Source organism: Thermomonospora cellulosilytica, from assembly GCF_014138835.1.
Lineage (GTDB): Bacteria > Actinomycetota > Actinomycetes > Streptosporangiales > Streptosporangiaceae > Thermomonospora > Thermomonospora amylolytica.
Genome location: NZ_JACJII010000001.1, coordinates 4,995,258 through 5,021,882, shown reverse-complemented (window position 1 = coordinate 5,021,882; position 26,625 = coordinate 4,995,258). Strand labels below are relative to the sequence as shown.

Sequence of the window (26,625 nt, the reverse complement as noted above, 5' to 3'; positions counted from 1 at the left end):
GCCGGGCCCGTGCCCGGGAAGGACGTTCTGCCTGGAATAGGTCGCGGCCATCGGGGTAATTCGCGCGCGATGCTGGGGTACACGGTCCGGCTCGCCGGGCGAGCGACGTCACTGCCGCGGCGGGGCGCGGACATGGCACTGCGCACCGCCGAGGCGACGGCCGCTGCCGGTGTGCGCGCGGCGGCCGGGGCGGCGACCCTCGGGAAGGCGACGGTGGCCGGGGCGGTCGGGCAGGCCGACACGGCCCTACGATCGGTGGCGCGACGGGGACTGGACGCCGCCGCCACGGCGCCCCGGGAGATCGCCGAGGCCGAACGCTCCCTGATCGATTTCCACGAACGTCGCCGCCGGCGGCGGGTGTGGGCCGAGCACGGCCGGGCCTACATCGAGGTGCGCGGGATCGGCGGGCACGACGAGCGGGCGCGCAAGGTGGCCGGCGATGCGACCAGATCGCTGCGCGGCCTTCGGGGAGTGCGCTGGGCCGAGGTCAACGCGGTGACCGGCCAGGTCCTGGTGGCGTTCGACGAGGACCGGGTGGACGTCGAAACGCTCCTGGACGCGGTCCGTGCGGTGGAGGGGGCGCACGGCACGCGGGATGAGGACTTCGCCTGGGACCAGGTGGTCCTGCCCGGCGACAGGACCCCCGTGATCGTGGCGGCGACCGAGCTGGCCGCCGACTGCGCGGCCCTGGCGGCCGCGGCGGTCGGCACGCTGCTGGGCCTTCCCGCGCTGCCGCACCGCGCACGGCTGGCCGTCGCCCTGTTCGAGGTGGAGCACGGCCTGCGCCGGCGCCTCAAGCGGCGGATCGGCCCGATCGAGACGGACCTGGTGATCTCGGTCGCGAACGCCGCCGTCCACGGCCTGTCCGAAGGCATGCTCGCGCCCGTGGTCGACGGCATGTACCACGCGTTGCTGCTGGGCGAACGGTGGGAACGGCGGCGGGTCTGGGGACGCCGCGAAGGCGAGCTCGTCGGCCCGGCGAGCGTTCCGCACGAGCCGCCCCTGCGGTCTCCGCGCCCGCGTCCCCGCCCGCCGGGCCCCATCGAGAGGTGGGACGAACGGCTCGGCCCGGTCGCCCCCGCCGCGGCGGCCGGCGCGCTGGCCCTGACCCGCGACCCGGGCCGGGCGATCGACGCCTTTCTCGCCGCGGTGCCGAAGGCCGCCACCTACGGGCGCGGAGCCTTCGCCGCGGCGGCGGGCTGGCAGCTGGCCCGGCGGGGGATCGTGCCGCTGAACGCGGCGGGCCTGCGGCGGCTCGACCGGGTGTCGACGATCGTGGTCGACTCCGCCGCCCTGCGCCGTCTTCACGTCCTCGACGCCGAACCCGACCCCGGCGTCGACCGGGACCAGGTGCTGCGGGCCGCGTCACACGTGCTGCACGGCATGCCGCGGCCGGACCTGACCGGAGCCGGTCCCTGGCGTCAGGGCGATCATCGCCTGGAACGCGTCCCGGGCGATCATCGGCTGGGGGTGCACGAGAACGGCCGGCGGCTCGGCCGCGTCACCGTCGGACCGCGGCCGGTGCCGCTCGCCCGGGAGATCCTCGCCGCGGCGGGCTCCACCCGGGCCGGCCTGCTGGTCACCGACGGGCCGGGCGTCGCCGAACTGCTGCCCCCCGCCGGCCGGATCCTCAACGCCGGCGACGACCTCGCCGGACACGTACGGCGGCTCCAGGAGGCCGGCGACGGCGTCCTGGTCATCTCGGCGGCCGACGACGCGGCACTGGCCGCCGCCGACGTCGGCGTCGCGCTCGCCATGCCCGGCAGCCCCGTGTTCTGGTCGGCGGACCTGGTGTGCGGACGGCAGTTGACCGACGTGTGGCGCGTCCTGCGCGTGGCCTCGGCCGCCCACACGGCCAGCCGGCAGGCGGTGTACTTCAGCCAGGCGGGCACCACGCTCGCCACCGTCCTCGCGGTGACGGCCCGGGGCCGCCTCACCGCGGTCGCCCTTACCCCGGTGCACATCGCGGGAGCCGCGGCCATGATCCTGGGCGCCGCCACCGGCCTGCGGGCGGCCAGAGCCGCCGCACCGCAACCCTCCGCCACCGGCTGACACCTGACCCTGGGGCGTGCTCCGTCCTTTCGCGGCCGGTCAGGCGGTTCGCGGAACGGGGCCGCGCGGCCGTGGGACACACCCGCGGATATGCCCCCGTTTACGGGGTAATGGCCCGCGCATGACCGGCTACGGAATCCACGCCTCCCACGAGCAGATCGCACCCGGGGCGCTCCTGGCGGCCGTGGTCCACGCGGAGGAGGCCGGCTTCACGGCGGCGATGTCCTCGGACCACTTCTCGCCGTGGAGCGCCCGCCAGGGCCAGTCGGCGTTCGCCTGGTCGTGGCTGGGAGCGGCGCTCCAGGCCACCGGGCTGCCGTTCGGCGTGGTCAACGCGCCCGGGCAGCGGTACCACCCCGCCATCATCGCGCAGGCCATCGGGACGCTGGCGGCGATGTACCCCGGCCGGTTCTGGGCGGCGCTGGGCAGCGGCGAGGCCAGCAACGAGCACATCACCGGGGAGCCGTGGCCCCGCAAGGACGTCCGCAACGCGCGGCTGCGCGAGTGCGTCGACATCATCCGGGCGCTCCTGGAAGGCCAGGAGGTCAGCCACGACGGGCTGGTCACCGTGGACCGGGCCCGGCTGTGGACCCGCCCCGAGAGCGTGCCGCCGCTGTTCGGCGCGGCGGTCAGCGAGGCCACCGCCCGCTGGTGCGCCGAATGGGCCGACGGCCTGATCACCGTCAACGCCCCCCTGCCCACGCTGCGCAGGATCGCCGGCGCCTACCGCGACGCCGGCGGACGCGGCCCGCTGGCCCTCCAGGTCCATCTGAGCTGGGCACCGGACGAGGAGGAGGCCGCCGCCATCGCGCACGACCAGTGGCGCAGCAACGTGTTCGCCCCGCCCGTCTGCTGGGACCTGGAGATGACCGACCACTTCGACGTGGTGTCCGAGCACGTCACCGCCGCGCAGGTCGCCCAGGTCGTCAACGTCTCGGCCGACTTGGGCAGGCACGCCGCCTGGCTGCACGAGTACGCCGAACTCGGCTTCGAACGCATCTACCTGCACCACGTCGGGCAGGACCTCGGCCCGTTCATCGACGCCTTCGGCGCCAGGGTGCTGCCCCAGCTCACCGGGGACCACACGCCATGAGACTGACCAGAACCTCGGACCTGTGGTGGAAGAACGCGGTCGTCTACTGCCTGGACGTCGAGACCTTCCGGGACGGCGACGGGGACGGCTGCGGCGACTTCCGCGGGCTGACCCAGAAGATCGACCACCTCGAACGGCTGGGCGTCACCTGCATCTGGCTGATGCCGTTCTACCCGTCGCCCGACCGCGACGACGGCTACGACATCACCGACTTCTACGGGGTGGATCCCCGGCTCGGCACGCTGGGCGACTTCGTGGAGTTCGTCCGTACCGCACGGGACCGCGGGATGCGGGTGATCGCCGACCTGGTGGTGAACCACACCTCCGACCGGCATCCCTGGTTCCGCGACGCCCGCGCGAGCCGGGACTCGCGGTACCGCGACTGGTACGTGTGGGCGGACGAGCCGCCCGCCGACGGGCCGAAGGGCGTGGTCTTCCCGGACAAGGAGGACAGCCTCTGGCAGTACGACGAGCACACCGGGCAGTACTACCTGCACCGCTTCTACAAGCACCAGCCGGACCTCAACGTCGCCAACCCCGAGGTGCGCGACGAGATCGCCCGGATCATGGGCTTCTGGATGGAGCTGGGCCTGTCGGGCTTCCGGGTCGACGCCGTCCCGTTCATGCTGGAGACCAGCGGGCAGACCGACGCGTCACGGCTGCCCGACCCGCACGACTACCTGGCCGACCTGCGCTCCTTCCTGTCCCGCCGCAACGGCGAGGCGATCCTGCTCGGCGAGGTCAACCTGCCCTACGCCGACACGATGCCCTTCTACGGCGGCGCGGACGGCGAGGAGCTGACGATGTGCTTCGACTTCGTCGGCATGCAGAAGATGTACCTGGCGCTGGCCCGCCGGGACGCCCGGCCGCTGGCCGAGGCCCTGACGGCACGGCCCACGCCGCCCAAGGACGGGCACTGGGCCACGTTCGTCCGCAACCATGACGAGCTGACGCTGGACCAGCTGTCCGACGCCGAACGCCAGGAGGTCTTCGAGGCGTTCGGTCCCGAGCCGGGCATGCGCCTGTACGGGCGGGGGCTGCGCCGGCGCCTGCCGCCGACGCTGGGCGGCGACCTCGAGCGGTTGAAGATGGTCTACAGCCTGCTGTTCTCCCTGCCCGGCACCCCGGTGCTGTTCTACGGCGAGGAGATCGGGATGGGGGAGGACCCGGAGGCCGAGGGCAGGCAGGCGGTCCGCACGCCCATGCAGTGGCGGCCCGGACGCGGGGCGGGCTTCTCGGAGGCGGAGCCGTCGCGGTTCCCGGCGAGGGTGGTGCAGGGCCGGTACGGGCCGGATCATGTCAGCGTGGCGGCCCAGCGGCGGGACCCCGGCTCGCTGCTGTCGTGGATCCGGATGCTCATCGAGCGCTACCGGGAGAACCCGGAGCTGGCCTGGGGCGACTTCACCGTCCTCGACACCGGGTCCGAGTCCGTGCTGGCGCACCGGTGCACCTACGAGGGCGGCACCGTCGTGGCGCTGCACAACTTCTCCGCGGACGCCGTCGAGGTCGGTCTCGTGCTGGACGGGTTCGACTCGTCCTGGTCGCTGACCGATCTGCTGGGGGAGGGCACCACCGAGATCGCCCCGGACGGCCGCGCCGTGATCGGCCTGGACGGGCACGGCTGCCGCTGGCTGCGTCCCCGCCCCACCGGCGCCTGATACCGAACGCCGTTCGCCGGCATGACCCGTGCGGACGGGCCAGCAGGCCGGGGACGCGCCGGTGCGCGTGGGAGATCACCTCTGGTCGGGCTGGCAGGGAGCGGAGAGCAGGGAGCCGGGGGTGAGGCAGGGGGGAGATCCCGCCTGCTGGAGGAGCCTCCTGGCGGAGTCACCGGCGAGGAAGGTCAGGAACGCCGAGGCGGGGCTGCCGTTGGGGGGAGGCCCGTGGGTGTAGAAGACCTCGGGAGCGACGAACGGGTAGCGGGCTCCCGCCGACGAGACGTCCGCCTTCATGCCGTCGAGGGTGAGGATGCGCACGTTGGGGTAGCGGCGGGCGTTCGCGGCGACGTGCAGTTCGGCGTAGCCGATCGCGCCGGGGACCTGGTCGACCGTGTCGAGGACCTGTCCCTGGCTGCTGCGTTCACAGCGGATGATGCGGGCGGCGGCGCGGATCTCGTCCTTGCGCCGGCAGTCCCGGGACGACAGTTCCGGTTCGGGCTCGTTGAGCACCCGCTCCTCGAAGATCGTCCGGGTTCCCGAGCCCTCGGTCCTGCTGACCAGCCGGATCGGCACGTCGGCGCCGCCCCTGAAGTGCTTCCAGCCGGTGGGGCCGCCGTCGCGGGCGTAGATGGAACGCAGTTCCCGGACCGACAGGCCGGTCACGTTCGCGTCCTTGTGGACGATGACGGCGAACGCGACCAGCGCGACCGGGAACCTCCGGAAGCCGCGCACCCTGATCTCGTCGGAGTCGGGCCGCAGGTACCCGTCGTGCATCGCGATCGTCGAGGCGGCGTTGGCGGCGGTGAGAGCGCGCACTCCTTCGTTGGAGCCGATGGCCCGCACCTCGATGTCCGCGTCCTCGCACAGGGCCTCGTAGCCCCGCCGGAGAGCCTCGGCCGTCCGTTCGAAGGCGGTGGAGCCGATCAGGTGGAGCGTGCCGCGGAAACAGACCGGACCGCCCGCCGCCGAGCCGTCCCCGCCGACCGCCGCGCCCATCCCGACGCCGCCGGCGAACAGCAGCGCGGCGACGACCGCCGACAGCGCCCGGCGCCCGCGGTCCCGCCGCGTGTCCCGGGCGGGCGGGGGCCGGTGCGCGGGCCGCCGGTTCTCGGCGGCCGCCAGGCGTTCCCGCAGGTCCGCCGCCTCCGCCTGGACGGCGGCCAGCCGCCGCCGCAGCTCGGCCGCCTCGGCGCGGGCATGGGCCAGGTCGTCGGGCGGGGGAACGTGCCGCAGCCGTTCGTACGCCTCGACCCAGCGTGCGACCTCGGCTTCGGGCAGCCCGCAGGCCGCCGCGAAGTAGCCGATCCGGGTGCGCTCGCGGTCGCTGGTCGTGCGCCAGCGGTCCTTCTGGAACATCGCGCTGATCGTGGCGTCGGGCAGCGCGCCCCACGAGCGTTTCTCGATCTCGGACTGCCGGGGCGAGCCCGCCCAGGCCCTCAGGTCCGCCAGCAGCGCGTAGAAGTCCCGGATGTCGCCGGCCGTGGCCGGATCGGGCAGTGTCCGGTCGGCGGCGAACGTCGGCACGGTCCACGGCTCGAAGGTCACCGGATGCCGCGCGGTCAGCCGCCGCCAGGGCACCTTCGCCCGGTGGGCCTCGGCCACCTTCGCGGGTTTGCCCTGCCTGTTCTGCTCGAACGCCGCGCGCAGATCGTCGCCTCGCTCGTCCCACAGGGCCTGCTCGGCCGCGGCCCACCGGCCGCGCACCTGTGCCGCCGCGCCGCCGTCGACGCCCGCCGCGGCCAGGCAGGCGCTGACGACCTCCCACGACATCAGCTCGCCGTCTCCGGCCAGCAGCGCCCGGACCGTCTCCTCCAGCAGCCCGGTGCGCCGCGCCAGCGCGCCCGGCTCGTTCCCGCCCAGGCGGGCGACCAGGTCACGGGTGAAGGCCGCCTTCCGGTCGAGGTAGGAGTCCAACGCCGCTCCGTCCGTCTCGCGCACCCCCGGCACCCGCCGTGAGGCGACCATCCATGATCGGGTCCGGGCGGATGCGGCGTCGGCGAGTTGTCCTGAAGTTCGCGTTCTGGTGTCCGTCCGTGCGACCGGTGGTCGCGTCCAGGACGCTTCCGGGAGCGTTCCGGGATTCCCGGAAGGGACCAGGAACCGGCGGATCCCACCAGGACGGCCGCGGAGCGATCACACGGCCCGGTGCTCGGCCACGCTGGGAGCCATGAGCCGAGGACGCAGCACCCGCTCCGTTTCGTACGCCGACCTGGCGATCGACCGATTCCGGAACTGGCCGCTGACGGCCTGCCGCGCCGACTGCCCGCCCGGCCGCGCCCTGGCCCTGCCCGGCCTGCAGATCGTCCACCTCCATCAGGGAGACCTGGCCGAGGTCCTCCTCACCCAGAAGGTCATCTGCCGTCTCAGCACGACCCTCACCGCCTCCGGCCGCGTCGACACCTGCCGGGACACCGGCTGGGTCCAGGTGCATCTGGACACCGACGGCGACCTGTTCCTCCTGCAGTCCCTGGTCAGCCTGGCCATCCAGGCCAACGCCCCCGGCGGCCGCCCGCCTCGCCGCGCCGCCGCGGCCTGCCCCCACGCGGCCCGGACCCGGTGGGGCGCGTCCGGCGCCGACCGGTGATCACGGCGGGGTGCCCCGGGTGATCTGGCGGAGGATCGAACCGTCGGTGATCTCGGTGTCGGCGGCCAGCAGGAAGGCCTTGCTGAGGATCAGGGAGAGCCGCTCGTCCTCGAACGGCAGGTAGAGCCCGCCGCCGGTGGAGCGGCGGGCGGGGACGATGCACAGGTAGGAGTCGTCCGGCTCCATCAGGACGTTGGCGGAGCCGAGATGGATCTTGTAGATGCGCAGGTCGCCCCGGACGACCAGGTGGCGGTCGTCCAGCCGGCAGCGGTCGGCGATCCTGGTGCGGGGCAGGATGCGGGCCAGCGCGTCGCGGCGCACCTCGGCGCCGGCGGTCAGCTCACCGAAGCTCGCGCTGCGCCAGTAGGCGGCATAGCGGTCCTCGCCGCGGTCGGCCCAGTCGGGGTCGGCCGCGATCGACGTCACCGCGACGAACATGTCCACATCCCGCATGGCCTCGCTGAACACGATCGCGGGCACCTCCGCCAGCGGCACCCGGCGCCAGGTGCGGCCGGTGCGCCGCTCGAAGCGGACCTGGTCGGTGGCGGCGTAGTCGGGGCGGTGGTCGACGTCCTCCGCTTCGACGCTCTCGTGATAGAAGCACGCCTGCCATTCGCCCTCGGCGAAGGTGCCGCGGGCCTCGCCGTCGTGGCCGCCGTCGTAGGGGCCGAGGAAGTTCGCCCGCCAGCCGCGGGTCTTGAACAGTGCATACAGCCGCGGGTAGTGGACGATGTGCGCGGCGAACCTGTTGGAGTAGCCGCCGGTCTCCAGCTCGGCCGGGGTCGGCAGGTAGATCTCGCGGAACGCTTGCTTGAACGGCTGGCGCATCCGGCGGCCGGTGACGAACTCCCGCCAGGCCGTGATCTCGTCGGCCGCGGCCCGGATGGGATGCCACAGCCGGACGGGCGTGTGCGCCGCCGGTGGGGGCAGCTCGCGCCCGTCGGCCCGCAGCAGGCCCGGCCCGGACGGCACCGCCGCCGTCCAGGCGCCGTCCGGGCCGGCGAACTCCCAGATCAGGTCCCTGGTGACGGCCCCGGTGACGGGGTGGTCCCGGTAGTGGCGGCTCCACTCCTGGTAAGTCCAGCGGCGTTCGGCGGACATCAGCCCTTCGAGCCGGGCCCGCTCGCCCGACAGCGTGCCGCGGATCTCCTTGACGAGGGACTTCAGCTCCTTGAGCTCCTCGGCGTACGGCTCCTTGAGCGCCGCGGGCACCGTCCGGGCCCGCCGCCCGTCCGGCAGGGCGAAGGACAGCCGCACGGTCGCGGCGTTCTCGACCGACACCACGGCCCGGTGGTCGCCCAGCTCCCGGGTCGCCGACCCGTCGGCCGCCAGGCCGTGGGCGGGCACGCTGCGCTCGATCAGCTGCTCCGGGGTGATGCCCTGCCGTCCGGCGGCGGTGCGGAGCGCCGTGTCGAGCTGTTTGCGCAGACCTCGGTGGCGGATCGTCCGTTGCAGCCGCCAGAGCGCTTCGAGCGTTGACGGGCCGTCGATGCCGCCCAGGGCATTGACCGCCGCCCCGGCGAGTTTGAGCTGCTCGACGACGTCGCCGTCCGGCCCCCCGGTGCGCAGGGCGAGCGCGACCAGGTCGTGCACCGTCGCGGCCCCGTCCACCAGCGCGGCCGACCACACCAGGCCCCGGGCGAGGTCGACGTGGGTGGGGCGCACCAGGTAGTGGTGGTGATGATCGAACGGCCACGACGGCAGCGGCCCGTGCTCCCGGCTGCACAGCGCCTCGCCTTCCGCCAAGCCGCGCAGGCAGCGGGAGGGGAGATCGACGGCGCCCGTGGCATCGAGCAGTTCCAGGCAGCGCCGCCGCCACCGCTCCGACGGCCGTGGCCCGGACAGGGCGGCCAGATGCAGGACGAGGTCGACCAGCTCGGGCGTCGGGGAGGCGTTCGCGTGCTCGCGCAGCGGCTCGGCCCAGGGGTCGTGGTCGGGGATCGTCCCGGCGGGGAACCGCGTTCCGTCGACGTTCTTGAGCAGCCTCCATATCCGCCTGGCCAGGGCGCTGTAATGTCCCGCGCCGACGCCCTCCTCGTCGATGAGCCGCCGGTGGATCCGTTGCAGCAGGGGCGCGACGGTCCTTTGATCGTCCACGTCGAGCGCCTCCGCGGCGGTCAGCGCGAACCCCAGGGACCTGGCGAACCAGAACGCCATGTGGCATGCCTCCACGTGGGCCAGCAGCGCGGACGCCTCGGGCGCCGACCATCCCCGGGTGCCCGGGACGACCAGCGCCAGCTCCTCGTCGTAGTCCCAGAGCGTGTCGGTGAACTCCGCCGCCAGCGTCAGGACGACGGCCGCCGCCCGCCGCTCGTCATGCCCGCAGGAACCGAGTCCTTCCCGGATCTTCGTCCCGATCAGGTCCATCTCCGTCGAGAGCCGCTCGTGGCGCTCGCGGTCACGGCAGGCGAGCTGCTCGGTCCAGTTCTCGCGTTGCCGGTCGAGCAGGTCCACCAGCCAGCGGACCTTCTCGATCGCGTCGGTCCGGACGGCGTCGAGGCCGTCGCCCGCGCGCGCCTTCGCCGTCAGCCGCTCGTACAGCATGCCGGGATCTTGGCAGGCTGGTCTGACATCGCCGGCCCGCCCGGCGGCCCGGCGGCCCGTGACCGGGCGGGGCGGGAACGCGGTGACGGACGTCCTTGACCAGGCCGGGGCGGGCGGCGTTCCTCCGGTCCACGATGTCCGATTTCTTCTTGGGAGTGCCTCCGTTCCATGAAGAATCTTGCGGAAAAGCCGGTTGAGGGCGGAGGATCCTTCGCAGGGGTTTCGTTCTCTGCGAGGAGGCGCCGATGGGCAAGCTCGGCCTGGACCCGGACGTGGTGCGGCGCGCGCGCAGACTGGCCGCGCGCGCCGCCGAGCCGATCATCGACATGGCCCGCACCCACACCACCGTGTCGGTGGAACGGGCGCTGCTGCGGCTGGCCGGCCTGTCCGGCGCCGACGAGGGCGGGACCCCGTGGGTCAACCACCTCGCCGACGCCGTCCGCGACCAGGTCGGCATCGAGCACGGCGTGGCCCTGCCGGTATGGGACGCGCTGGTCACCGGCCCGCACCGCACCCTGCGGGAACTGGCCGAGGCCGCCGCCGCGGGACAGGCGGCGTTCCGCATCCCGGAGGGGGCCGACGCCGACGCCGCCCGCACCGCCGCGCACCGGGACGCCGCCGCCGGGATCGCCCGGATCGACGCGCGCCGCGCCGAACGCGACCGGCTGCTGCGCACCGTGGGAGACCCGCCGCACCCGTGGATCTACCTGATCGTCGCGACCGGCGACATCTACGAGGACATCCCGCAGGCGCAGGCCGCCGCCCGCGAGGGCGCCGACGTCATCGCCGTGATCCGCTCCACCGGGCAGTCCCTGCTGGACTACGTGCCCGAGGGCGCCACCCGGGAGGGCTACGCCGGCACCTACGCCACCCGGGAGAACTTCCGGCTGATGCGCGCCGCCCTCGACGAGGTGTCGGCCGAGCTGGGCCGCTACGTGCGGCTGACCAACTACGCCTCCGGGCTGTGCATGCCGGAGATCGCGGTGCTGGCCGGGCTGGAACGGCTGGACATGATGCTCAACGACTGCATGTACGGCATCGTGTTCCGCGACATCAACCCCCGCCGCACCTTCATCGACCAGCGGTTCTCCCGGCAGATCCACGCCCGCGCCGGCATCGTGATCAACACCGGCGAGGACAACTACCTGACCACCGCCGACGCCGTCGACGCCGCCCACACCGTGATCGTCAGCCAGCTGCTCAACGAACGGTTCGCCCACGAGGCGGGCCTGACCGACGGGCTGCTCGGCCTCGGGCACGCCTTCGAGATCGACCCGGCGCTGCCGGACTCGTTCCGGCTGGAGCTGGCGCACGCCCAGCTGGTGCGGGAGCTGTTCCCCGCCGCCCCGCTGAAGTACATGCCGCCGACCCGGCACATGACCGGCGACATCTTCGCCGGCTACCTGCTGGACGCGTTCTTCAACCTGGCCGCCGTGATGACCGGCCAGTCGATCATCCTGATCGGGATGATGACCGAGGGCATCCACACCCCCTGGCTGTCGGACCGGGACCTGGCGCTGCAGAACGTCCGGTACGTGCGCAACGCGTGCGGGCGGCTGGCCGAGGACTTCACGCCCCGCCCGGACGGGTTCGTCGCGCAGCGCGCCCGCCGGGTGCTGGCCGAGTCGGTGGAACTGCTGGAACGCATCTGCGACGACGGGCTGCTGGCCGCGATCGCCGACGGCACGTTCGGCGTCACCCGCAGACCCCCGGACGGCGGCAAGGGCCTGGACGGGGTCGCCGAACGCGCCGACGGCTACTACAACCCCGCCATCGACATCCTCGAAGGCACCGCCGACCCGGACCTGGCCGGTCCCGCCCCGGCGGAGGTGACCGCATGACCACCGCACCGCAGATCATCCGCCCCTACGGCGACACCACCGGCGACGGGCTGGTGCAGGTGTCGTTCACCCTGCCCGTCCCGCACGGCGCGCGCGCCGAGGCCGCGGCGCTGCGGCTGGCGGCGGCGATGGGCCTGGACCCGGCGCACGTGGTGCACGCCAAGCCGATGGGGCCGGACTTCACGTTCTTCATCGTCTACGGCCGGGTCCGTCACCTGATCGACTACGCCGACATCCCCGAACCCGAGGGCCGCGCCTACCCGCTGCTGAGCGCCGCCGACGTCAACCTGGCCATCCGCCGCACCCTGGGCCGCCGCCTGGTGGTGGTCGGCGCGTGCATCGGCACCGACGCCCACACGGTCGGGATCGACGCGATCCTCAACGTCAAGGGCTTCGCCGGCGACAAGGGCCTGGAGTACTACCGCGAGATCCAGGTCATCAACATGGGCGCCCAGGTGCCGGTGGCCGAACTGGTGGAGCGCGCCGTCGCCGAGCACGCCGACGCCGTCCTGGTGTCGCAGGTCGTCACCCAGCGGGACGCGCACCTGCACAACACGCGGCAGATGGCCGAGGCGTTCGGCGCGGCGTTCCCCGACGCGCAAGGGCCCGGCAGGGGACGGCCGCTGCTGGTGGTCGGCGGGCCCCGCTTCGGCTCCCTCACCCCCGCCGAACTGGGGGTCGACGCGGTGTTCGGCAAGGGCACCACCCCCGGCGAGGTCGCCTCCTACCTGGTGCACGCCCTGCTGGAGACGCCATGACCGTGGGACTGACCGTCACGCACCGCCGCTACGTGCCCTACTCCCACGCCCACTACGGCGGCGCCCTGGTCGACGGCGCCTACGTGCTGGGCATGTTCGGTGACGTCGCCACCGAGGTGTGCATCCGCACGGACGCAGACGAGGGACTCTTCGCCTCCTACGACGACGTGCAGTTCCGCGCCCCGGTCCGGGCGGGGGACGTGCTGGAGGCCACCGCCGTCGTGGTCGCGGCGGGCCGCCGCAGCCGCCGCCTGGAGTTCACCGCCCGCGTCGTGTGCCGCGCCGACCCCGAGCGCGGCCCCTCGGCGGCCCGGGTCCTGGACGAGCCGATCGTCGTGGTGACCGCCACCGGCACCGTCGTGGTGCCGCCGCCCGGGACGTGATGGCCCGGACAGTCCGGCGGGGGCGATAACGTTCGGCCAAGAAGCCCTTTTCACCGAGGAGCGACGTGGCCCCGAACACCCTGCCCGGCACGCAGCCCGCCGACACCGAGGCCGTCCCGCCCCGGCGGCCCGCGCGGCTGTGGCGCGGCGGCCGGGCCGGGTGGCCGCGGACCCTGGCCGCTGCCGCCGCCGGGCTGGTGATGTGGCCGGCGTTCCCCCCGTACGACCTGTGGCCGCTGGCCCCGGTGGGGGTGGCGCTGCTCACGATGGCGCTGTACGGGCTGGGGCCGCGCGCGGCGCTGTGGCCGTCGCTATGGTGCGGGGTGGTGTTCTTCCTGCCCGCCCTGTCGGGCATCGTGAAGATCGGCCCCGACGGGTGGATCCTGCTGAGCGTCGTGCAGGCCCTGTACTTCATGCCGATGGGCGCCGGGATCGCGCTGGCGGCGCGGCTGCCGGGCTGGCCGGTGTGGACGGCGGCGCTGTGGGTGGCGCAGGAACTGGTGCGCGGGCGGGTCCCGTTCGGCGGGTTCCCGTGGGCCAGGCTGGTGTTCAGCCAGACCGACGGCCCGTTCACCGGCTACGCGGCCGTGGGCGGGGCGCCGCTGGTGACGTTCCTGACCGCCCTGTGCGGGACGCTGCTGGCGTACGCGCTGCTGCGGGGGCCGCTGCCGGCCGTGGTGGCGCGCCGCCTGCCCGGCGCCGGTCCCCGCACCCTCCGGCCGCTGGCCGTCGCGGCCGCCGGGGTGCTGGCGATCGGCGTCGCGGGGCCGCTGGTGCCGACCCCCACCGGCGGGCGGCCGGTCACCGTCGCCGTCATCCAGGGCAACGTGCCGCGGCTGGGCCTGGACTTCAACGCCCAGCGCCGTGCCGTGCTCGACAACCACGTGCGCCGCACCCACGAACTGGCCGCCCTCGTCCGCGCCGGCAGGGTCGCCCGCCCCGAGCTGGTGGTGTGGCCGGAGAACTCCAGCGACCTGGACCCCTACACCGACCCCGAGGCCCGCGCCCTCATCGACGCCGCCGTCAAGGACGTCGGCGTGCCGGTGCTGGTCGGCGCGGTCGTCGACTCCGCCGACCCGCGGCACGTGGAGAACCGCGGGATCGTGTGGGACCCGGCCGGCGGGCCCGGCGCCTACTACGTCAAACGGCATCCGGTGCCGTTCGGGGAGTACCTGCCGTTCCGGCCGGTCCTCACCAAGCTGATCACCCGGTTCGAGCGGATCCCCCGCGACTTCACCCAGGGCGGCCCGCCCGGGCTGCTGCGCCTGGGGCCCGTCCGCGTCGGCGACGTCATCTGCTTCGAGGTCGCCTACGACGAGGTCGTCCGCGACGTCGCGGCGGGCGAGCTGCTGGTCGTGCAGACCAACAACGCCACCTACGGCCGCACCAGCCTGCCGCCGCAGCAGCTGGCGATGTCCCGGCTGCGGGCCGTCGAGCACGGCCGCACCGTGCTGGTCGCCGCCACCAGCGGGATCAGCGCGATCATCGCCCCCGACGGGCGGCTGATCGACCGGTCGGCCGAGTTCGTCCCCGACATCCAGGTCGCCGCCGTCCCGGCGCGCACCGCGCCCACCCTCGCCGACCGGCTGGGCCCGTGGCCGGAACGCGCGCTGGCCCTGCTGGCCGTCGCCGCCGTCGCCGTCGCGGCCCGCCGCACCCGCACCACCGAAGGAGCCTGACCCGATGCCCACACCTCGCGGTCCACGCCGGGATCCCGGCCGTGTCCTGGTCATCATCCCGACCTACAACGAGCGGGAGAACCTGGAACGGATCGTCGCGCGGGTGCGGGCGGCGGCCCCCGCCGCGGACGTGCTGGTCGTCGACGACGCCAGCCCCGACGGCACCGGCGAGCTGGCCGACCGGCTCGCCGCCGGCGACTCCCACGTGCACGTGCTGCACCGGTCCGGGAAGCAGGGGCTGGGCGCCGCCTACATCGCCGGTTTCCGCTGGGGCCTGGAGCGCGACTACGACGTGCTGGTGGAGATGGACGCCGACGGCTCCCACCAGCCCGAGGAGCTGCCCGCCCTGCTGGACGCCCTCGCCGACGCCGACCTGGTCATCGGGGCCCGCTGGATCCCCGGCGGCAAGGTCGTCAACTGGCCCCGCCACCGCGAGGCCCTGTCGCGCGGCGCCAACGTCTACGCCCGCCTCATGCTCGGCACCCCCCTGCACGACGCCACCGGCGGCTACCGGGCGTTCCGCGCCTCCACCCTCCGCAAGATCGGGCTGGACGGGGTGGACTCGCGCGGCTACTGCTTCCAGATCGACCTGGCGCTGCGGGCCCTGCAGGAGGGGCTGCGGGTGCGGGAGGTGCCGATCACGTTCGTGGAGCGCGAGCACGGCGCCAGCAAGATGAGCGGCGACATCGTCGCCGAGGCCATGTGGAAGGTCACCCGCTGGGGCGTCCGCGCCCGGCTGGGTCGCCGCCCCGGCCGCTCGTGAGGCGTGCGGAACGATCCGGGGCCCGGCGACGTTGACCGGTCAGCGGTGTCCGTCCCTGTTCGAGTCCCGTCGTGAAGCTGGTGTCATGCTCCCGCTGCTGATGTTCCTGGCGTTCCTGCTCGTGCCGGTCCTGGAGATCTACCTGATCCTGCAGGTCGGGTCGCTGATCGGCGGCTGGGCCACGGTGGCGCTGCTGCTGGCGGTCAGCGTGCTGGGCGCCTGGGTGGTGCGCCGGGAGGGCCGCCGCGCCTGGCGGGCCCTCACCGAGACGTTCGGCCGCGGCCAGGTCCCCGAGCGCGAGCTGGCCGACGCCGCCCTGGTCCTGGTCGGCGGGGTGCTGCTGCTGACCCCCGGCTTCGTCACCGACCTGGTGGGCCTGGCGTTCGTGCTGCCGTTCACCCGCCCGCTGGTCCGCCGGCTGCTGGTGCTGTACGCGACCCGCCGCGTCCGCGCCGCCGAACGCCGCCTGGCCGAGCAGGGCGTCATGCCCGGGATGTTCCCGCCCGGCATGCACGTCCCCGCCGACCGTCCCGACGCGCAGGGCCCCGTCATCCGCGGCGAGGTCATCCGCGAGGACTGACCGCGGGACCGCCCGGTGGCACGGACCGCCTCGCGGGCGGCTCAGCGGGTGGGGGGAGCCGGATCGTTCGACTGCAGTGATCGGGTGATCGCCTCCTGCCAGGAGTGCAGGAACGACCGGTAGCCGGCGGCGAAGGCGCTCAGCTCCTCGGCGGCGTCGGGGGTCAGTGCGGTGAGGTCGTAGACGACCTGGACGCTCGAGTGCCCGGTGGGGTCCTCCTCGACGGTGACGGTGACGGTTCCGGCGCGCGAGCCGGGGGTGACGCGGGCGTAGGAGATCCGGCGCCCGTGGTCGCGTTCGAGCACGACCCAGATCGTCTGCTCGCCGTGCGAGGTCTGGAAGACGGTTCCCGGTGCGGTGTCATCGTGCGCCGGGGCCGGGAAGTGCGGTCGCCAGCCCTCGACCCAGCGTTCCTCGCCGCGGGGCGTGAACAGCGCGAAGGCCTCCCGCGGCGGGAGGGCGAGGGTGAACCGTCCCTCCAGCGTGCGGCGGGCGGTCATTTCTCGGCCAGCCGGTGGGCGTCCTCGGCGGTCAGCGTCAGCTCGTAGACGGCCTTGAGCTGCTGGATCTTCTCCATCGTGGCGGGGGAGAAGGGCGCCTTGCCCTCGAAGGCGTGCAGCGCGACGCCCTCCACCAGATCCCCCAGCGACATGTCCAGGTACTCGGCCAGGCCCTTGAGGACCTTCAGCAGCCGCCGTTCGATCCGCAGCCCGGTCTGAACCCGTTCCACTGTTACCATGGTAACAATGTATCAACGAACCGTGCCTTCGCCTGGTGGCTCGACGCCGCCGAGAAGGTCGTCTTCTCCACCACCCTCGGCGAGACGACCTGGAAGAACTCCCTCATCGCCGCCGCCGGCCCGGTGTCCGCGGTCCGGGATCTGAGCCGGCGGGGGGCGGCGGCGCTCGGGCGCGAGGGCTCCGGAACGGCGCCGGGCCCGTACCGCGCGTGTGCGGCACGGGCCCGGCGGACGTTGGTCGAATCGGTCAGGCGGTCTTCTTGCGCTGAGCCCGCAGGATCGCCAGACGCTCGGCGAGGACCTCCTCCAGGTCCTCGATGGTGCGCCGTTCCATCAGCATGTCCCAGTGGGTGCGCGGCGCCTTGCCCTGCTTGGGCTGGGGGATCTCCCCGTCCACCCGCAGGGCGGTGGCGCCGCAGTTGCGGCATTCCCACGTCATCGGCACCTCGGCCTCAGCGGCGAGCGTCACGGTGAACCGATGGCCCTTGGCGCAGGTGTAGTCCACCTCTTGCCGTGGAGCCAGATCGGTGTTGCGATCGTTCTCGTAGCTGGTCGCTCCGAGTCGGGTGCCGCGAAGTGCGCGCTCGGCCATCGTCACGTGCCTCCCAGACGGCTTGCGGTCTTATGTCGACCAACGCTGAATCCCGTCACAAGATTCCCGCCCCCGGCCCTGTCCAACCCTGCCGGTTTGCGCGCCACGCCCGCCACGACCGCAAGATCGACGCCTTCGCAGGTCAGCCGCCCGGACGGCGCCGGGTGGTGAGCACCTCGTCGATCAGGCCGTACTCCAGCGCCTGCTCGGCGGTGAAGAACCGGTCGCGTTCGATGTCGCGGCGCACCCGCTCGAGGTCCTGCCCGGTGTGCCGGGCGATGATCTCCTCCATCTGGGCGCGCATCCGCAGGATCTCGCGGGCCTGGATCTCCAGGTCCCCGGCGCTGCCGCGGCCGCCCTCGGTGGCCGGCTGGTGCAGCAGGATCCGCGAGTTGGCCAGCGCCGCCCGCCGCCCCGTCGCGCCGGCCGCCAGCAGGATCGCCGCGGCCGAGGCGGCCTGCCCGATGCAGGTCGTCTCCACCTGGGGGCGGATGTACTGCATCGTGTCGTAGATCGCCATCATCGCGGTCAGCGACCCGCCCGGCGAGTTGATGTACAGGGCGATGGGCCGGTCGGGGTCCATGCCCTCCAGCGACAGCAACTGCGACATCACGTCGTTGGCGGCGGTGTCGTCGACCGGGGTGCCCAGGAACACGATGCGGTCCTCGAACAGCTTGTTGTACGGGTTCATCTCCTTGACCCCGTACGTGGTGCGCTCGACGAACGACGGCACGATGTAGCGGCCCTCGCCGCGCGGCCCGATCACGACCCCACCCGGTCGGTGGTGTCGATGACGTGGTCGACGAACCCGTACTCGCGGGCCTGCTCGGCGGTGAACCAGCGGTCCCGGTCGGAGTCGGCCTCGATCTGCTCCACGGTCTTGCCGGTGTGGAAGGCGGTCCGCTCGGCCAGCACCCGCTTGAGGTACAGCGACTGCTCGGCCTGGATCTTGATGTCGGAGGCGGTCCCGCCGATCCCGCCGTGCGGCTGGTGCATCATCACCCGGGCGTGCCGCAGCGCGTACCGCTTGCCGGGCGCGCCCGCGCACAGCAGCGTCTGCCCCATCGAGGCGGCCATCCCGACGGCGACGGTCGCGACGTCGTTGGGCAGGTACTGCATGATGTCGTAGATCGCCATCCCGGCGTCCACGACCCCGCCGGGCGAGTTGATGTACAGCGTGATGTCCCGCTCGGCGTCCTGGGCCGCCAGCAGCAGCAGCTGCGCGCACACCCGGTTGGCCAGCTCGTCGTCGATCTCCGAGCCCAGCATCACGATCCGCTGCGCCAGCAGCCGCTGGTAGACGTGCTCGGTCGCGATCTGCGGCAGCTCCGTCACCGTCGCCCGCGCCCGCGGCGCGAACGTCTCCGGCCGTCCTTGGTTCGGCACCATGGCTCCTCCTGTACGTTTTGAATAAAACGTACATTTTCAGCATCTTGTGCGCTACAGGCCGGCCGTGCTGTTCGCTTAGGATGAACGGGTGAGGATTCCGGTGACGAAGGCCCGGCAGGTCCTGGCGGACCTGGTGAACCGGGTCGCCTACGGCGGAGAGCACGTGGTGCTGACCCGCCACGGCCGGGTCGTCGCCGCGATCATCCCCCCGGAGGATCTGGAACTGCTGCAGCGGCTGCGCGAGGGCCGCATCGATCTGTCCCGCGCGGACGGCGGTGCCGCTCCCCAGGAGGGCCTCGACGCCCCCGCGCCGCACGGCACGCCGCTGCGCATCGCGGCCGAGTACCGCCCCCCGGGTTTCAGGCGCTGACCGCCGCCGGCACGTGCACGCCGGGGACCGTTCGCCCCGTCAGCCGCCGTAGAGGGGGAGACGCAGGACGAAGCACGTGACGGGGTGCGGGTCGTCGTGGGCCTCGATGGTGAGGGTGCCGTTGTGGGCCTCGGCGATGAGACGGCTGATGGGCAGGCCCAGTCCCGTGCCGCCGGGATCGCGGTCGCGGGAGGCCTGCAGGCGGGTGAAGCGTTCGAAGACCTTCTCGCGCTGTTCGGGCGGGATGCCGTCGCCGTCGTCGATGACCCTCAGGACCGCCGCGCCCTCGTCGGCGGTGACGGCGACGGTGACCTGCGTCGCGGCGTGGCGCTGGGCGTTGTCGAGCAGGTTGGTCAGCAGGCGGGTGATGAGCAGCGGGTCGCAGTCGACCGTCACCGCCTCGCCCAGGTCCGAGGCGATGGGGATCCGGCCGGCGGGGCGGGCCCGCAGTTCGGCGCCGGTCAGCCGGGTCAGGTCGGTGCGCTGCAGGCGTATCGGCCCGCCGGTGTCCAGCCGGGCCAGGCTCAGCAGGTCGGTCACGATCGCCTGCTGGCGGTCCACCCCGGCCAGCACGTCGGCGGCGGTCCGCGGCCAGTCGACGTCGCCGGGATGCGCCAGCGCCTCCTCCAGGCGCGTGCGGATGCCGGCCAGCGGGCTGCGCAGGTCGTGGGAGGCGTCGGAGGTGAATCGCTGCAGGTCGTCGAACGCGATCTCCAGCCGGTCCAGGGCGGCGTTCATCGCCCCGACCATGTCCCGCAGCTCCGGGTGGTCGGGCACCGGGATCCGCCGGCTCAGATCGGTCGCGGTGATCTCGGCGAACTCCCTGCGGATCTGGTCCATCGGGGTCAGGACCCGGCCCGTGTCCCGGTAGGCCATCGCGAAGGCCACGGCGGTCGCCGCGGCCGACACGGTGGTCGCCGCGATGACCAGACGCGCTGAGCCGTACCAGGGGACGCGGGAGGCCACCGCGCAGACCAGCACCGGGCCGCGCCCGCTCCGCGGCCGGTGCGGCTCCGGAACGGTGAACACCGGGCCGCAGGTCGCCGGCCGGGCCCGCCGGCGGCTCGGCAGGGCCCGTTCCCTGCCCATCGACCGGAGGAACAGCAGACTGAGCCCCACGGCCTCCGCCGCGGTGAAGGCCGCCGCGGTGAGAGCCGAGCTGACTCGCAGTGGGAGATGCTTCCAGGCCATCGCGCGCTCCTTTGAGCCGTATCAGCGCGCACTACCCACCCTATACCCGGCAATCCGGATCACCGGCGTGCCCGCGGCCCGGTCATGGGCGCATGGAACGCCCAACGGCCACGCCGGCCCGCTCCGCGAACGCATCGACGGAACACGAGGCGTGCCGGAACACAAACCGCCCCCGTCCATCGGCGAGGGCGGATGCTTCTAGGCTCCGATGTATGGCGAAGTACTTCGACGTGCATCCGGACAACCCGCAGCCGCGGGCGCTGCGTCAGGTGGTGGACCTGATCCGCGCGGACGGGCTGATCGTGTACCCGACGGACTCGTGCTTCGCGCTCGGGTGCCGGCTGGGCAACAAGGAGGGCCTCGACCGGATCAGGGAGATCCGCGACCTCGGCGGCGGTCACCACTTCACCCTGGTGTGCAAGGACTTCGCCCAGCTCGGCCAGTTCGTCCACATCAGCAACGCGCTGTTCCGCTCGATCAAGGCGGCGACCCCCGGCAGCTACACGTTCATCCTTCCGGCGACGAAGGAGGTGCCGCGCCGGCTGCTGCATCCCAGGAAGAAGACCGTCGGCGTCCGGATCCCCGACCACGTCGTCGTGCAGGCGTTGCTGGCCGAACTCGGCGAACCGCTGCTGTCCAGCACGTTGCTGCTGCCCGGTGAGGAAGAGCCCATGACCCAGGGCTGGGAGATCAAGGAGAGGCTCGACCACGTGGTGGACGCGGTGGTCGACTCCGGCGAGTGCGGTGCCGTGCCCACGACGGTCGTCGACTTCTCGCAGGGGGAGGCCGAGATCGTCCGCAGGGGCGCCGGAGACCCGTCCCCCTTCGAGTAGGGCGAGCACCGCCGGACGAGGAGCCGGCACTGCGGCCACCGGCCACCGGCCGCCGGAGCAGGGTTCCGACGGGCCGACCGCGTTCGGCGGCCCGGCCTCGGGTCCGGTGCGGTCGCCGTCCGCTTTGCACCGGTCCAGATCTGCGGGTTCGATTGCTAACGTTCGTCACAGTTCCGGCAAATGTCGACCCGCGGATACAACGGAGTGCCCGATGTCGATCGAGAACGGGGTGCGCAGCCTCGAGGACGGCGTGCACACGGACTTCAGCTCCACCATGAGCTACGGCAGCTACCTCGAGCTGGACGTGCTGCTGTCGGCCCAGCATCCCAGGAGCGAGCCGCCGCATCACGATGAGCTGCTGTTCATCATCCAGCACCAGACGGCCGAGCTGTGGCTCAAGCTCGTGGTGCACGAGCTGCTCGCGGCGCGCAGGCTGCTCGACGCCGACGAGCTGTCCCCGGCGCGCAAGAGCCTGGCCCGGGTCAAGCACATCATCCGCACGCTGACCGAGCAGTGGTCGGTGCTCGCGACGCTCACGCCCAGCGAGTACGCCGAGTTCCGCGGTGCGCTGGGTTCGGCCTCCGGGTTCCAGTCCTACCAGTACCGCGCGATCGAGTTCCTCCTGGGCAACAAGAACCCGCAGATGCTCGCGGTCTTCAGGGCGGACCCGGCGGCGCACGCGATGCTCTCCGACATCCTGGAGACCCACACGGTCTACGACGCGTTCCTGCGGCTGCTCGCCCGGCGCGGCCACGACGTCCCCGCCGAGGTGCTCGACCGGGACGTCAGCGCGGCCTGGGTCGAGGCGCCCGCGCTGGTGCCGGTGTTCCGCGCCATCTACGAGGACACCGCCGCCCACTGGGAGCTGTACGAGACCTGCGAGGACCTCGTCGACCTGGAGGACGCCATCCAGGTCTGGCGCTTCCGGCACCTGCAGACCGTCCAGCGGACCATCGGACGCAAACCCGGCACGGGCGGCTCCTCCGGGGTGAAGTTCCTGCAGCGGGCGCTGGAGCTGACGTTCTTCCCCGAGCTGATCACGGTCAGGACGGAGATCGGTGGCTGACGAAGCCGGCGTCTCGACGCCCTTCCTCGTCGACGGCGTCTGGCTCGGCACCCGCATGGGCGCCACCGTGCTCCGCGTCGTCGACGGCCGCATCGAGCGGGCCGAAGTCCCCGCGGCGCGGGTCCCCCGCCGCCGGATCACGATCCTGCCCGGGGTCGTCGATCGGCACGTTCACCTGGGTCTGGTGGACGGGACGCGGCTGGCCGGCGGCCCCGTCGTCGAGGTCCACGACCTCGGCTGGATCCCCGAGGTCGCCGTGGGCTGGCGCGCGCATCCACCGGCGGGCGTGACGGTCCGGGTCGCCGGACCGTTCCACACGGCGCCGGGCGGGTACCCGTCGGGCCGTCCCTGGGCCCCGGACGCGGCCGTACGGGGCGTCGCGGACACCGCGGACGCGTTCGCCGCGGTCCGGGCCGCGAAGGACCGCGGGGTCGACGCCGTCAAGATCGCCCTGCACACCGGGCTCCCGCTGCTCGGCGATGACGTGCTGCGCGCCCTGGTCGACGCCGCCCACAGGGCGGGACTGCCGGCCCTCGTGCACGCGGAGGGACCGGGGCAGGCCGCCCGCGCCATCGACGCGGGCGCCGACGTCCTCGTCCACGCCCCGTGGTCCGAACGGCTCCCCGACGACGTGCTCGCCCGGGGCAGGCACATGACCTGGATCTCGACCCTGGCCATCCATGACCGCCACGACCGCAGCACGGCGATCGACAACGTCCGGCGGTTCCGGTCCTCAGGCGGCCGGGTCGTCTACGGAACGGACATGGGCAACGGCCCCACTCCCGTCGGCCCGAACGAGGCCGAGATCCGAGCACTCCACCAGGCCGGGCTCGACGGCGACGAGCTGATCACCGCGGTCGTCGGCGCCGTCGGCGCCTCGATCCCCCTCGACCGTGCGCTGGTGTCGCCGCTGCCGCTGCCCGGATCGGGCGAGGAACTGGTGACCTGGCTTTCCACCGCCCGGCGTTTCGACACCGTCTACCCCCAGGATGCCCCGTGACCTTCGACGACGTCGCCACCCGCGTTCCCGCCGCCATCCGTGAGAGGGCGGCCGCCTTGGACGCCGCCGATCCGCTCGCCGGATACCGGGCGGCCTTCATCGAGAGCCAGGACGTGGTCGCCTACCTCGACGGCAACTCCCTGGGCCGTCCCCTCAAGGCGACCCGCGCGAACCTGACCCGGTTCGTGGACGGGCCCTGGGCCGATCGCCTCATCCGGTCCTGGGACGAGGGCTGGATGAACGCCCCCACCGAACTGGGCGACCTCATCGGCCGGGTCGTGCTCGGGGCGGGGCCGGGGCAGACGGTGGTCGCCGACTCCACGACGGTCATGCTCTACAAGCTCGTGCGGGCCGCGGTGGACGCCCGTCCCGGGCGCGACGAGATCGTCATCGACAGCGAGAACTTCCCCACCGACCGGTTCGTCGTCGAAGGCGTCGCCGCCGAGCGGGGCCTGACGATCCGCTGGATCCACCCGGACCCGGCCGCCGGGGTGCGGACCGAACAGGTCCGCGCGGCGGTGGGACCCCGCACCGCGCTCGTCCTCCTCAGCCATGTCGCCTATCGGTCGGGATATCTGGCGGACCTCGCGGCGATCACCGCGGTCGCGCACGAGGCGGGCGCGCTCATGCTCTGGGACCTGTGCCATTCGGCGGGAGCGGTGGAGCTGGCGCTCGACGAGCACGAGGTGGACCTGGCCGTCGGGTGCACCTACAAGTACCTCAACGGCGGACCCGGAGCGCCGGCTTTCGGCTATGTCGCGCGGCGCCTGCAGGACCGGCTGCGTCAACCGGTCCAGGGGTGGATGGGCGCCGCCGACCCGTTCGCGATGGGCGATCGGTACGAGCCGGCCACGGGCATCAGGCGCTTCATCAGCGGAACCCCGCCGATCGTGGGCATGCTCCCCATGCGTGACATGCTCGAGCTCATCGACGAGGCCGGCATGCCCGCGATCCGGGCGAAGTCCTCGAAGCTGACGAGCTTCGCGATCGAGGTCGCCGACGAGCTGCTCGTCCCGCTGGGCGTGCGACTGGCCTCCCCGCGCGCGTCCGGCGAGCGGGGCGGCCACGTCACGTTCGATCACCCCGACTTCAAGCGCGTCACCGAAGAGCTGTGGGCCCGGGGGGTGATCCCGGACTTCCGGCCGCCTCATGGGCTGCGGGTCGGCCTCTCCCCGCTGAGCACCAGTTTCTCCGAGCTCGCCGTCGGGCTGACCATGGTCGCGGAGGTCCTCACACAGGAACGATCATGACGGACGTCGATCCGTACCACGGTGCGCACCAGGGCGGCCGGTAGGGGAGTGCCCGAACGGCTCTTGCCCCGGAATGGGTGCTCTGCCGGGCCTGCGGCGGCCTTCCCGGGCCCAGCAGGATGTGTACGACGCACCCGCTGAAGGCGCTGCGCGGCATGCTCGAGGTGGTCGTCGACAACACGCTGAGCCCGGGTCTGCGCAGCCGAGCCGCCGGAGCGGTGAACGTGCAGAACTTCCGGCGGGGGCGGGAGGGGTTTGCTGCATACTGCCGGGATGACGATCGGCGCTCAGATCCACCTCGGTTCCATCACCTGCCCGTCCGGGCGGCTGGTCATCGCCGACACCGGCTACCTGGGCCTGTGGTCGGGCGGCGCGCCGCCGGTGGCGGACGAGAGCCTGCTCGCCGGCGTGGACGACCCGGCGCTGCGCGAGAGCATCCGCGCCGCGGCCGACCTGGTCGTGGTCGGCCCGGACGCCGAGCCTGCCGCCCGGTCCTTCGACCGTCAGGCGGGCACGTGGCTGTACGACATTCCCGGGCACGGCGTCGAGGAGTTCACCGCCGCCTTCACCGAGCACTGCCGCGCGCACGGTTTCGACGCCCGCCTCGAACGCGAACGGCCGCGGGTGCCGCATCGTGAACGCGCCGAACGCTGTGTGCGGGCCGGGGGCCTGGAGTTCGTCATGCACGGCGTTCCGGTCGTGGCGATCGGCGGCCTGCCCACCGACCGGCCGATCGAGGTGACCGCGACCCGCCGGGACTTCGGCCGGATCGGCGCCCGCTGGGAGTCGGTCGTCATCGCCGTGGGGGCGGGAGAGCCCGTCTCGTCCAGGCTGGTGGGCCATGTCGGAGTGGACGCGGCCCGGCTGAGCCTCGTCGACGCCGACGGGCTGGCGGCGTGGCGGCACGAGGAGCCGATCGACGGGCTGGCGGACGTGGCGTTCTGGGGAAGGTCGGACCAGGAGGCCGCCGCCCGCTTCGGGGCCTCGCTGCTGCCGTACCCGGGGGAGGACGGGACGTACGGGTGGGTGGACCTGCCCGTCGACGAGGCCGTCGACCGCGCGATCGCCCTGCGGGACTGGCAGGCGGCCGATCCTGAACGGCGTCTGATGGTCGACTTCCGGCCGCACTCCCACCACTGGCAGGTGATGGCCCAGGTACGGGCCACCGAACACGAGAGCGGAACGATCGAGGTCGGCGGCACCCGCACGATGTGCTTCATGACCAGTTGGGGCGACGGCTTCTTCCCCGTCCACGCCGACGAGGACGCCGCCGGAGACCTGGTGCGGATCCGGATCGTCCTCGGCGACCCGGAACGCCGGGTCCGGCTCGAGGCGATGTACGACCGGTGGAGCCTGGACTGACCCGTCGCACGACCACCGGCACGCCCCGGCAGGCCGAGCACCCGGCTCCGTGATCCGCCTTCGCCGCCGACCATGACCTGATCTACAGTGTAAAGCCACCCGGCATGTTGATCTGCCCAGAATGCACGTCAGAAGCGCTCAACGAAGGAAAAGACGCAGGTGAAGTCGGCGCCGGGTTCGGCCGCGCCGAAACGTTCCCACAGGGCCGCGGTGACCGTGCCGATCGTGGTGGGGCCGTCCTGCCCTTGGACGGCGTTCAGGTAGAGCCGCACGTCCTTGCTCATGAGGGTGTTGGCGAACCCGGAGGCGTAACGGCCGGTGGGCATGTGGTCGGGGGACTTGTCCCTGGTCGCCCCGTTCCGGCCGCTGGAGACGTTCAGAGCCGAGGCGGCCGAGCGGTTCCGGCCTCCCGGTGTGAATCGGGGAACTCATTCCTGATCATGCGGTGGCTGTATGCCGGCGGCGCGGAGTCGGTTGCGTTCGACCGGCCACGGCTGGGCGAAGCGCAGCATGTTGCCGGAGGGATCGAGGAAGGCGCAGTCGCGGACGCCGTCGGGCCGGTCGATCGGTTCTTGCATCACTTCGGCGCCCGCGGCCTCGATGTGCTCGAAGGCGGCGTCGCAGTCGTCGGTCACGAAGACGAGACGGCCCAGCAGTCCCTTGGCCATCAGGTCCTCGATCGCCCGCCGGTCGGCCGGCGGGACATCCGGGTCCGCGCCGGGGGATTCGAGGAGGATCTGCACGTCCGGCTGTGACGGCGGGCCGACGCCCACCCGCCGCGTCCCCTCGAATGCGACGTCATCGCGTATCTCGAAGCCGAGCACGTCACGGTAGAAGCCGAGCGCCTCGTCAACATCGTGGACGGCGAGAGCGCAGGACGAGAGCCTGAGGTCCATGC

At 73.0% G+C, this 26,625-nt stretch carries 26 protein-coding genes; 16 read left to right on the top strand and 10 right to left on the bottom strand.

All coding sequences use genetic code 11. The features are described from left to right. The first annotated feature begins 132 nt into the window (after window positions 1-132). The 3 genes from HNR21_RS23490 to HNR21_RS23480 all read left to right on the top strand — a co-directional run bounded on the left by HNR21_RS23490 (window position 133) and on the right by HNR21_RS23480 (window position 4,803). Complete coding sequence (locus HNR21_RS23490) at window positions 133-2,052, top strand: heavy-metal-associated domain-containing protein (protein ID WP_182706890.1); 1,920 nt, start codon at window positions 133-135, stop codon at window positions 2,050-2,052. Between the two features lie 121 nt (window positions 2,053-2,173). Then, window positions 2,174-3,145: a TIGR03885 family FMN-dependent LLM class oxidoreductase gene (locus HNR21_RS23485; RefSeq protein ID WP_182706889.1), complete on the top strand. Its 972-nt coding sequence runs from the start codon at window positions 2,174-2,176 to the stop codon at window positions 3,143-3,145. Continuing rightward, window positions 3,142-4,803 (top strand): alpha-amylase family protein, encoded by a 1,662-nt coding sequence (locus HNR21_RS23480; protein ID WP_182706888.1) that lies wholly within the window; start codon window positions 3,142-3,144, stop codon window positions 4,801-4,803. Before HNR21_RS23485 ends, HNR21_RS23480 begins: the two co-directional genes overlap by 4 nt. 75 nt (window positions 4,804-4,878) lie before the next feature. Here the strand turns inward: HNR21_RS23480 and HNR21_RS36435 are convergent, their stop codons facing one another. Further along, window positions 4,879-6,741 carry a substrate-binding domain-containing protein gene (locus HNR21_RS36435; protein ID WP_182706887.1) on the bottom strand — a complete coding sequence of 621 codons (1,863 nt, stop codon included), beginning with the start codon at window positions 6,739-6,741 and terminating at the stop codon, window positions 4,879-4,881. 229 nt (window positions 6,742-6,970) lie between these two features. Between HNR21_RS36435 and HNR21_RS23470 the strand changes: the two genes are divergently transcribed. Further along, entirely contained in the window at window positions 6,971-7,387 is a 417-nt protein-coding gene (locus HNR21_RS23470; RefSeq protein WP_182706886.1) for a luciferase domain-containing protein, read from the top strand. Here the strand turns inward: HNR21_RS23470 and HNR21_RS23465 are convergent, their stop codons facing one another. Beyond that, entirely contained in the window at window positions 7,388-9,931 is a 2,544-nt protein-coding gene (locus HNR21_RS23465; RefSeq protein ID WP_182706885.1) for a DUF4132 domain-containing protein, read from the bottom strand. A gap of 245 nt (window positions 9,932-10,176) precedes the next feature. Between HNR21_RS23465 and kamD the strand changes: the two genes are divergently transcribed. The 6 genes from kamD to HNR21_RS23435 all read left to right on the top strand — a co-directional run bounded on the left by kamD (window position 10,177) and on the right by HNR21_RS23435 (window position 15,935). Continuing rightward, complete coding sequence (gene kamD, locus HNR21_RS23460) at window positions 10,177-11,772, top strand: lysine 5,6-aminomutase subunit alpha (protein ID WP_182706884.1); 1,596 nt, start codon at window positions 10,177-10,179, stop codon at window positions 11,770-11,772. Continuing rightward, a complete protein-coding gene (gene kamE, locus HNR21_RS23455) occupies window positions 11,769-12,530 on the top strand; it encodes a lysine 5,6-aminomutase subunit beta (RefSeq protein ID WP_119730558.1) in 762 nt (253 codons plus the stop codon). The genes kamD and kamE overlap by 4 nt, the downstream gene beginning before the upstream one ends. Continuing rightward, window positions 12,527-12,913 (top strand): 3-aminobutyryl-CoA ammonia lyase, encoded by a 387-nt coding sequence (kal, locus tag HNR21_RS23450; protein ID WP_182706883.1) that lies wholly within the window; start codon window positions 12,527-12,529, stop codon window positions 12,911-12,913. Before kamE ends, kal begins: the two co-directional genes overlap by 4 nt. 65 nt (window positions 12,914-12,978) lie before the next feature. Further along, window positions 12,979-14,592, top strand: coding sequence for an apolipoprotein N-acyltransferase (gene lnt / locus HNR21_RS23445; protein ID WP_312881205.1), 1,614 nt, complete (start codon window positions 12,979-12,981; stop codon window positions 14,590-14,592). Window positions 14,593-14,596: 4 nt separating this feature from the next. Next, complete coding sequence (locus HNR21_RS23440; RefSeq protein WP_119730556.1) at window positions 14,597-15,355, top strand: polyprenol monophosphomannose synthase; 759 nt, start codon at window positions 14,597-14,599, stop codon at window positions 15,353-15,355. Between the two features lie 85 nt (window positions 15,356-15,440). Next, window positions 15,441-15,935: an FxsA family protein gene (locus tag HNR21_RS23435; RefSeq protein ID WP_119730555.1), complete on the top strand. Its 495-nt coding sequence runs from the start codon at window positions 15,441-15,443 to the stop codon at window positions 15,933-15,935. Between the two features lie 41 nt (window positions 15,936-15,976). Here the strand turns inward: HNR21_RS23435 and HNR21_RS23430 are convergent, their stop codons facing one another. From HNR21_RS23430 to HNR21_RS23410, 5 genes are all read right to left on the bottom strand, one after another. After that, on the bottom strand, window positions 15,977-16,435 hold the full coding sequence (locus tag HNR21_RS23430) for an SRPBCC family protein (protein ID WP_182706882.1): 459 nt from the start codon (window positions 16,433-16,435) through the stop codon (window positions 15,977-15,979). Then, on the bottom strand, window positions 16,432-16,665 hold the full coding sequence (locus tag HNR21_RS23425) for a hypothetical protein (protein WP_220500275.1): 234 nt from the start codon (window positions 16,663-16,665) through the stop codon (window positions 16,432-16,434). The genes HNR21_RS23430 and HNR21_RS23425 overlap by 4 nt, the downstream gene beginning before the upstream one ends. A 256-nt stretch (window positions 16,666-16,921) precedes the next feature. Next, window positions 16,922-17,266 carry an RNA polymerase-binding protein RbpA gene (locus HNR21_RS23420; RefSeq protein WP_119732081.1) on the bottom strand — a complete coding sequence of 115 codons (345 nt, stop codon included), beginning with the start codon at window positions 17,264-17,266 and terminating at the stop codon, window positions 16,922-16,924. A gap of 142 nt (window positions 17,267-17,408) precedes the next feature. Beyond that, the gene (locus HNR21_RS23415; RefSeq protein WP_182706880.1) at window positions 17,409-18,032 is read right to left on the bottom strand and encodes an ATP-dependent Clp protease proteolytic subunit; all 624 of its coding nucleotides are present in this window, start codon (window positions 18,030-18,032) and stop codon (window positions 17,409-17,411) included. Further along, window positions 18,029-18,655 carry a ClpP family protease gene (locus HNR21_RS23410; protein ID WP_119730550.1) on the bottom strand — a complete coding sequence of 209 codons (627 nt, stop codon included), beginning with the start codon at window positions 18,653-18,655 and terminating at the stop codon, window positions 18,029-18,031. Before HNR21_RS23410 ends, HNR21_RS23415 begins: the two co-directional genes overlap by 4 nt. Before the next feature lie 88 nt (window positions 18,656-18,743). Here HNR21_RS23410 and HNR21_RS23405 point away from each other — a divergent pair, with 88 nt between their 5' ends. Then, window positions 18,744-19,025, top strand: a complete 282-nt coding sequence (locus HNR21_RS23405) for a type II toxin-antitoxin system Phd/YefM family antitoxin (protein WP_182706879.1) — start codon at window positions 18,744-18,746, stop codon at window positions 19,023-19,025. A 39-nt stretch (window positions 19,026-19,064) separates the two neighbouring features. On the opposite strand, the gene HNR21_RS23400 is transcribed toward HNR21_RS23405, so the two are convergent. Then, the gene (locus HNR21_RS23400; RefSeq protein ID WP_182706878.1) at window positions 19,065-20,216 is read right to left on the bottom strand and encodes a sensor histidine kinase; all 1,152 of its coding nucleotides are present in this window, start codon (window positions 20,214-20,216) and stop codon (window positions 19,065-19,067) included. 212 nt (window positions 20,217-20,428) lie between these two features. Here HNR21_RS23400 and HNR21_RS23395 point away from each other — a divergent pair, with 212 nt between their 5' ends. From HNR21_RS23395 to HNR21_RS23375, 5 genes are all read left to right on the top strand, one after another. Next, window positions 20,429-21,049: an L-threonylcarbamoyladenylate synthase gene (locus HNR21_RS23395; protein WP_119730547.1), complete on the top strand. Its 621-nt coding sequence runs from the start codon at window positions 20,429-20,431 to the stop codon at window positions 21,047-21,049. 211 nt (window positions 21,050-21,260) lie between these two features. Next, on the top strand, window positions 21,261-22,115 hold the full coding sequence (locus HNR21_RS23390; RefSeq protein ID WP_182706877.1) for a tryptophan 2,3-dioxygenase: 855 nt from the start codon (window positions 21,261-21,263) through the stop codon (window positions 22,113-22,115). Then, window positions 22,108-23,115, top strand: coding sequence for an amidohydrolase family protein (locus tag HNR21_RS23385; protein ID WP_220500274.1), 1,008 nt, complete (start codon window positions 22,108-22,110; stop codon window positions 23,113-23,115). The genes HNR21_RS23390 and HNR21_RS23385 overlap by 8 nt, the downstream gene beginning before the upstream one ends. After that, entirely contained in the window at window positions 23,112-24,365 is a 1,254-nt protein-coding gene (locus HNR21_RS23380) for a kynureninase (RefSeq protein WP_182706876.1), read from the top strand. Before HNR21_RS23385 ends, HNR21_RS23380 begins: the two co-directional genes overlap by 4 nt. A 273-nt stretch (window positions 24,366-24,638) precedes the next feature. Continuing rightward, window positions 24,639-25,727, top strand: a complete 1,089-nt coding sequence (locus HNR21_RS23375) for a hypothetical protein (RefSeq protein WP_182706875.1) — start codon at window positions 24,639-24,641, stop codon at window positions 25,725-25,727. 128 nt (window positions 25,728-25,855) lie between these two features. On the opposite strand, the gene HNR21_RS23370 is transcribed toward HNR21_RS23375, so the two are convergent. Then, complete coding sequence (locus HNR21_RS23370) at window positions 25,856-26,107, bottom strand: NAD-binding protein (RefSeq protein WP_182708798.1); 252 nt, start codon at window positions 26,105-26,107, stop codon at window positions 25,856-25,858. Between the two features lie 48 nt (window positions 26,108-26,155). Beyond that, window positions 26,156-26,623 (bottom strand): VOC family protein, encoded by a 468-nt coding sequence (locus HNR21_RS23365; protein WP_182708797.1) that lies wholly within the window; start codon window positions 26,621-26,623, stop codon window positions 26,156-26,158. Between the last annotated feature and the right edge of the window lie 2 nt (window positions 26,624-26,625).

Excerpts from the sequence above, each read along its gene's own strand:
- HNR21_RS23420 (WP_119732081.1), bottom strand. The coding sequence starts at position 17,266 with ATGGCCGAGCGCGCACTTCGCGGCACCCGACTCGGAGCGACCAGCTAC.
- HNR21_RS23440 (WP_119730556.1), top strand. The coding sequence starts at position 14,597 with ATGCCCACACCTCGCGGTCCACGCCGGGATCCCGGCCGTGTCCTGGTC.
- kamD (WP_182706884.1), top strand. The coding sequence starts at position 10,177 with ATGGGCAAGCTCGGCCTGGACCCGGACGTGGTGCGGCGCGCGCGCAGA.
- kal (WP_182706883.1), top strand. The coding sequence starts at position 12,527 with ATGACCGTGGGACTGACCGTCACGCACCGCCGCTACGTGCCCTACTCC.
- kamE (WP_119730558.1), top strand. The coding sequence starts at position 11,769 with ATGACCACCGCACCGCAGATCATCCGCCCCTACGGCGACACCACCGGC.
- HNR21_RS23490 (WP_182706890.1), top strand. The coding sequence starts at position 133 with ATGGCACTGCGCACCGCCGAGGCGACGGCCGCTGCCGGTGTGCGCGCG.
- HNR21_RS23465 (WP_182706885.1), bottom strand. The coding sequence starts at position 9,931 with ATGCTGTACGAGCGGCTGACGGCGAAGGCGCGCGCGGGCGACGGCCTC.
- HNR21_RS23435 (WP_119730555.1), top strand. The coding sequence starts at position 15,441 with ATGCTCCCGCTGCTGATGTTCCTGGCGTTCCTGCTCGTGCCGGTCCTG.
- HNR21_RS23410 (WP_119730550.1), bottom strand. The coding sequence starts at position 18,655 with ATGGTGCCGAACCAAGGACGGCCGGAGACGTTCGCGCCGCGGGCGCGG.
- HNR21_RS23430 (WP_182706882.1), bottom strand. The coding sequence starts at position 16,435 with ATGACCGCCCGCCGCACGCTGGAGGGACGGTTCACCCTCGCCCTCCCG.
- HNR21_RS23390 (WP_182706877.1), top strand. The coding sequence starts at position 21,261 with ATGTCGATCGAGAACGGGGTGCGCAGCCTCGAGGACGGCGTGCACACG.
- HNR21_RS23480 (WP_182706888.1), top strand. The coding sequence starts at position 3,142 with ATGAGACTGACCAGAACCTCGGACCTGTGGTGGAAGAACGCGGTCGTC.
- HNR21_RS23395 (WP_119730547.1), top strand. The coding sequence starts at position 20,429 with ATGGCGAAGTACTTCGACGTGCATCCGGACAACCCGCAGCCGCGGGCG.
- HNR21_RS23375 (WP_182706875.1), top strand. The coding sequence starts at position 24,639 with ATGACGATCGGCGCTCAGATCCACCTCGGTTCCATCACCTGCCCGTCC.
- HNR21_RS23485 (WP_182706889.1), top strand. The coding sequence starts at position 2,174 with ATGACCGGCTACGGAATCCACGCCTCCCACGAGCAGATCGCACCCGGG.
- HNR21_RS23400 (WP_182706878.1), bottom strand. The coding sequence starts at position 20,216 with ATGGCCTGGAAGCATCTCCCACTGCGAGTCAGCTCGGCTCTCACCGCG.
- HNR21_RS23365 (WP_182708797.1), bottom strand. The coding sequence starts at position 26,623 with ATGGACCTCAGGCTCTCGTCCTGCGCTCTCGCCGTCCACGATGTTGAC.
- HNR21_RS23470 (WP_182706886.1), top strand. The coding sequence starts at position 6,971 with ATGAGCCGAGGACGCAGCACCCGCTCCGTTTCGTACGCCGACCTGGCG.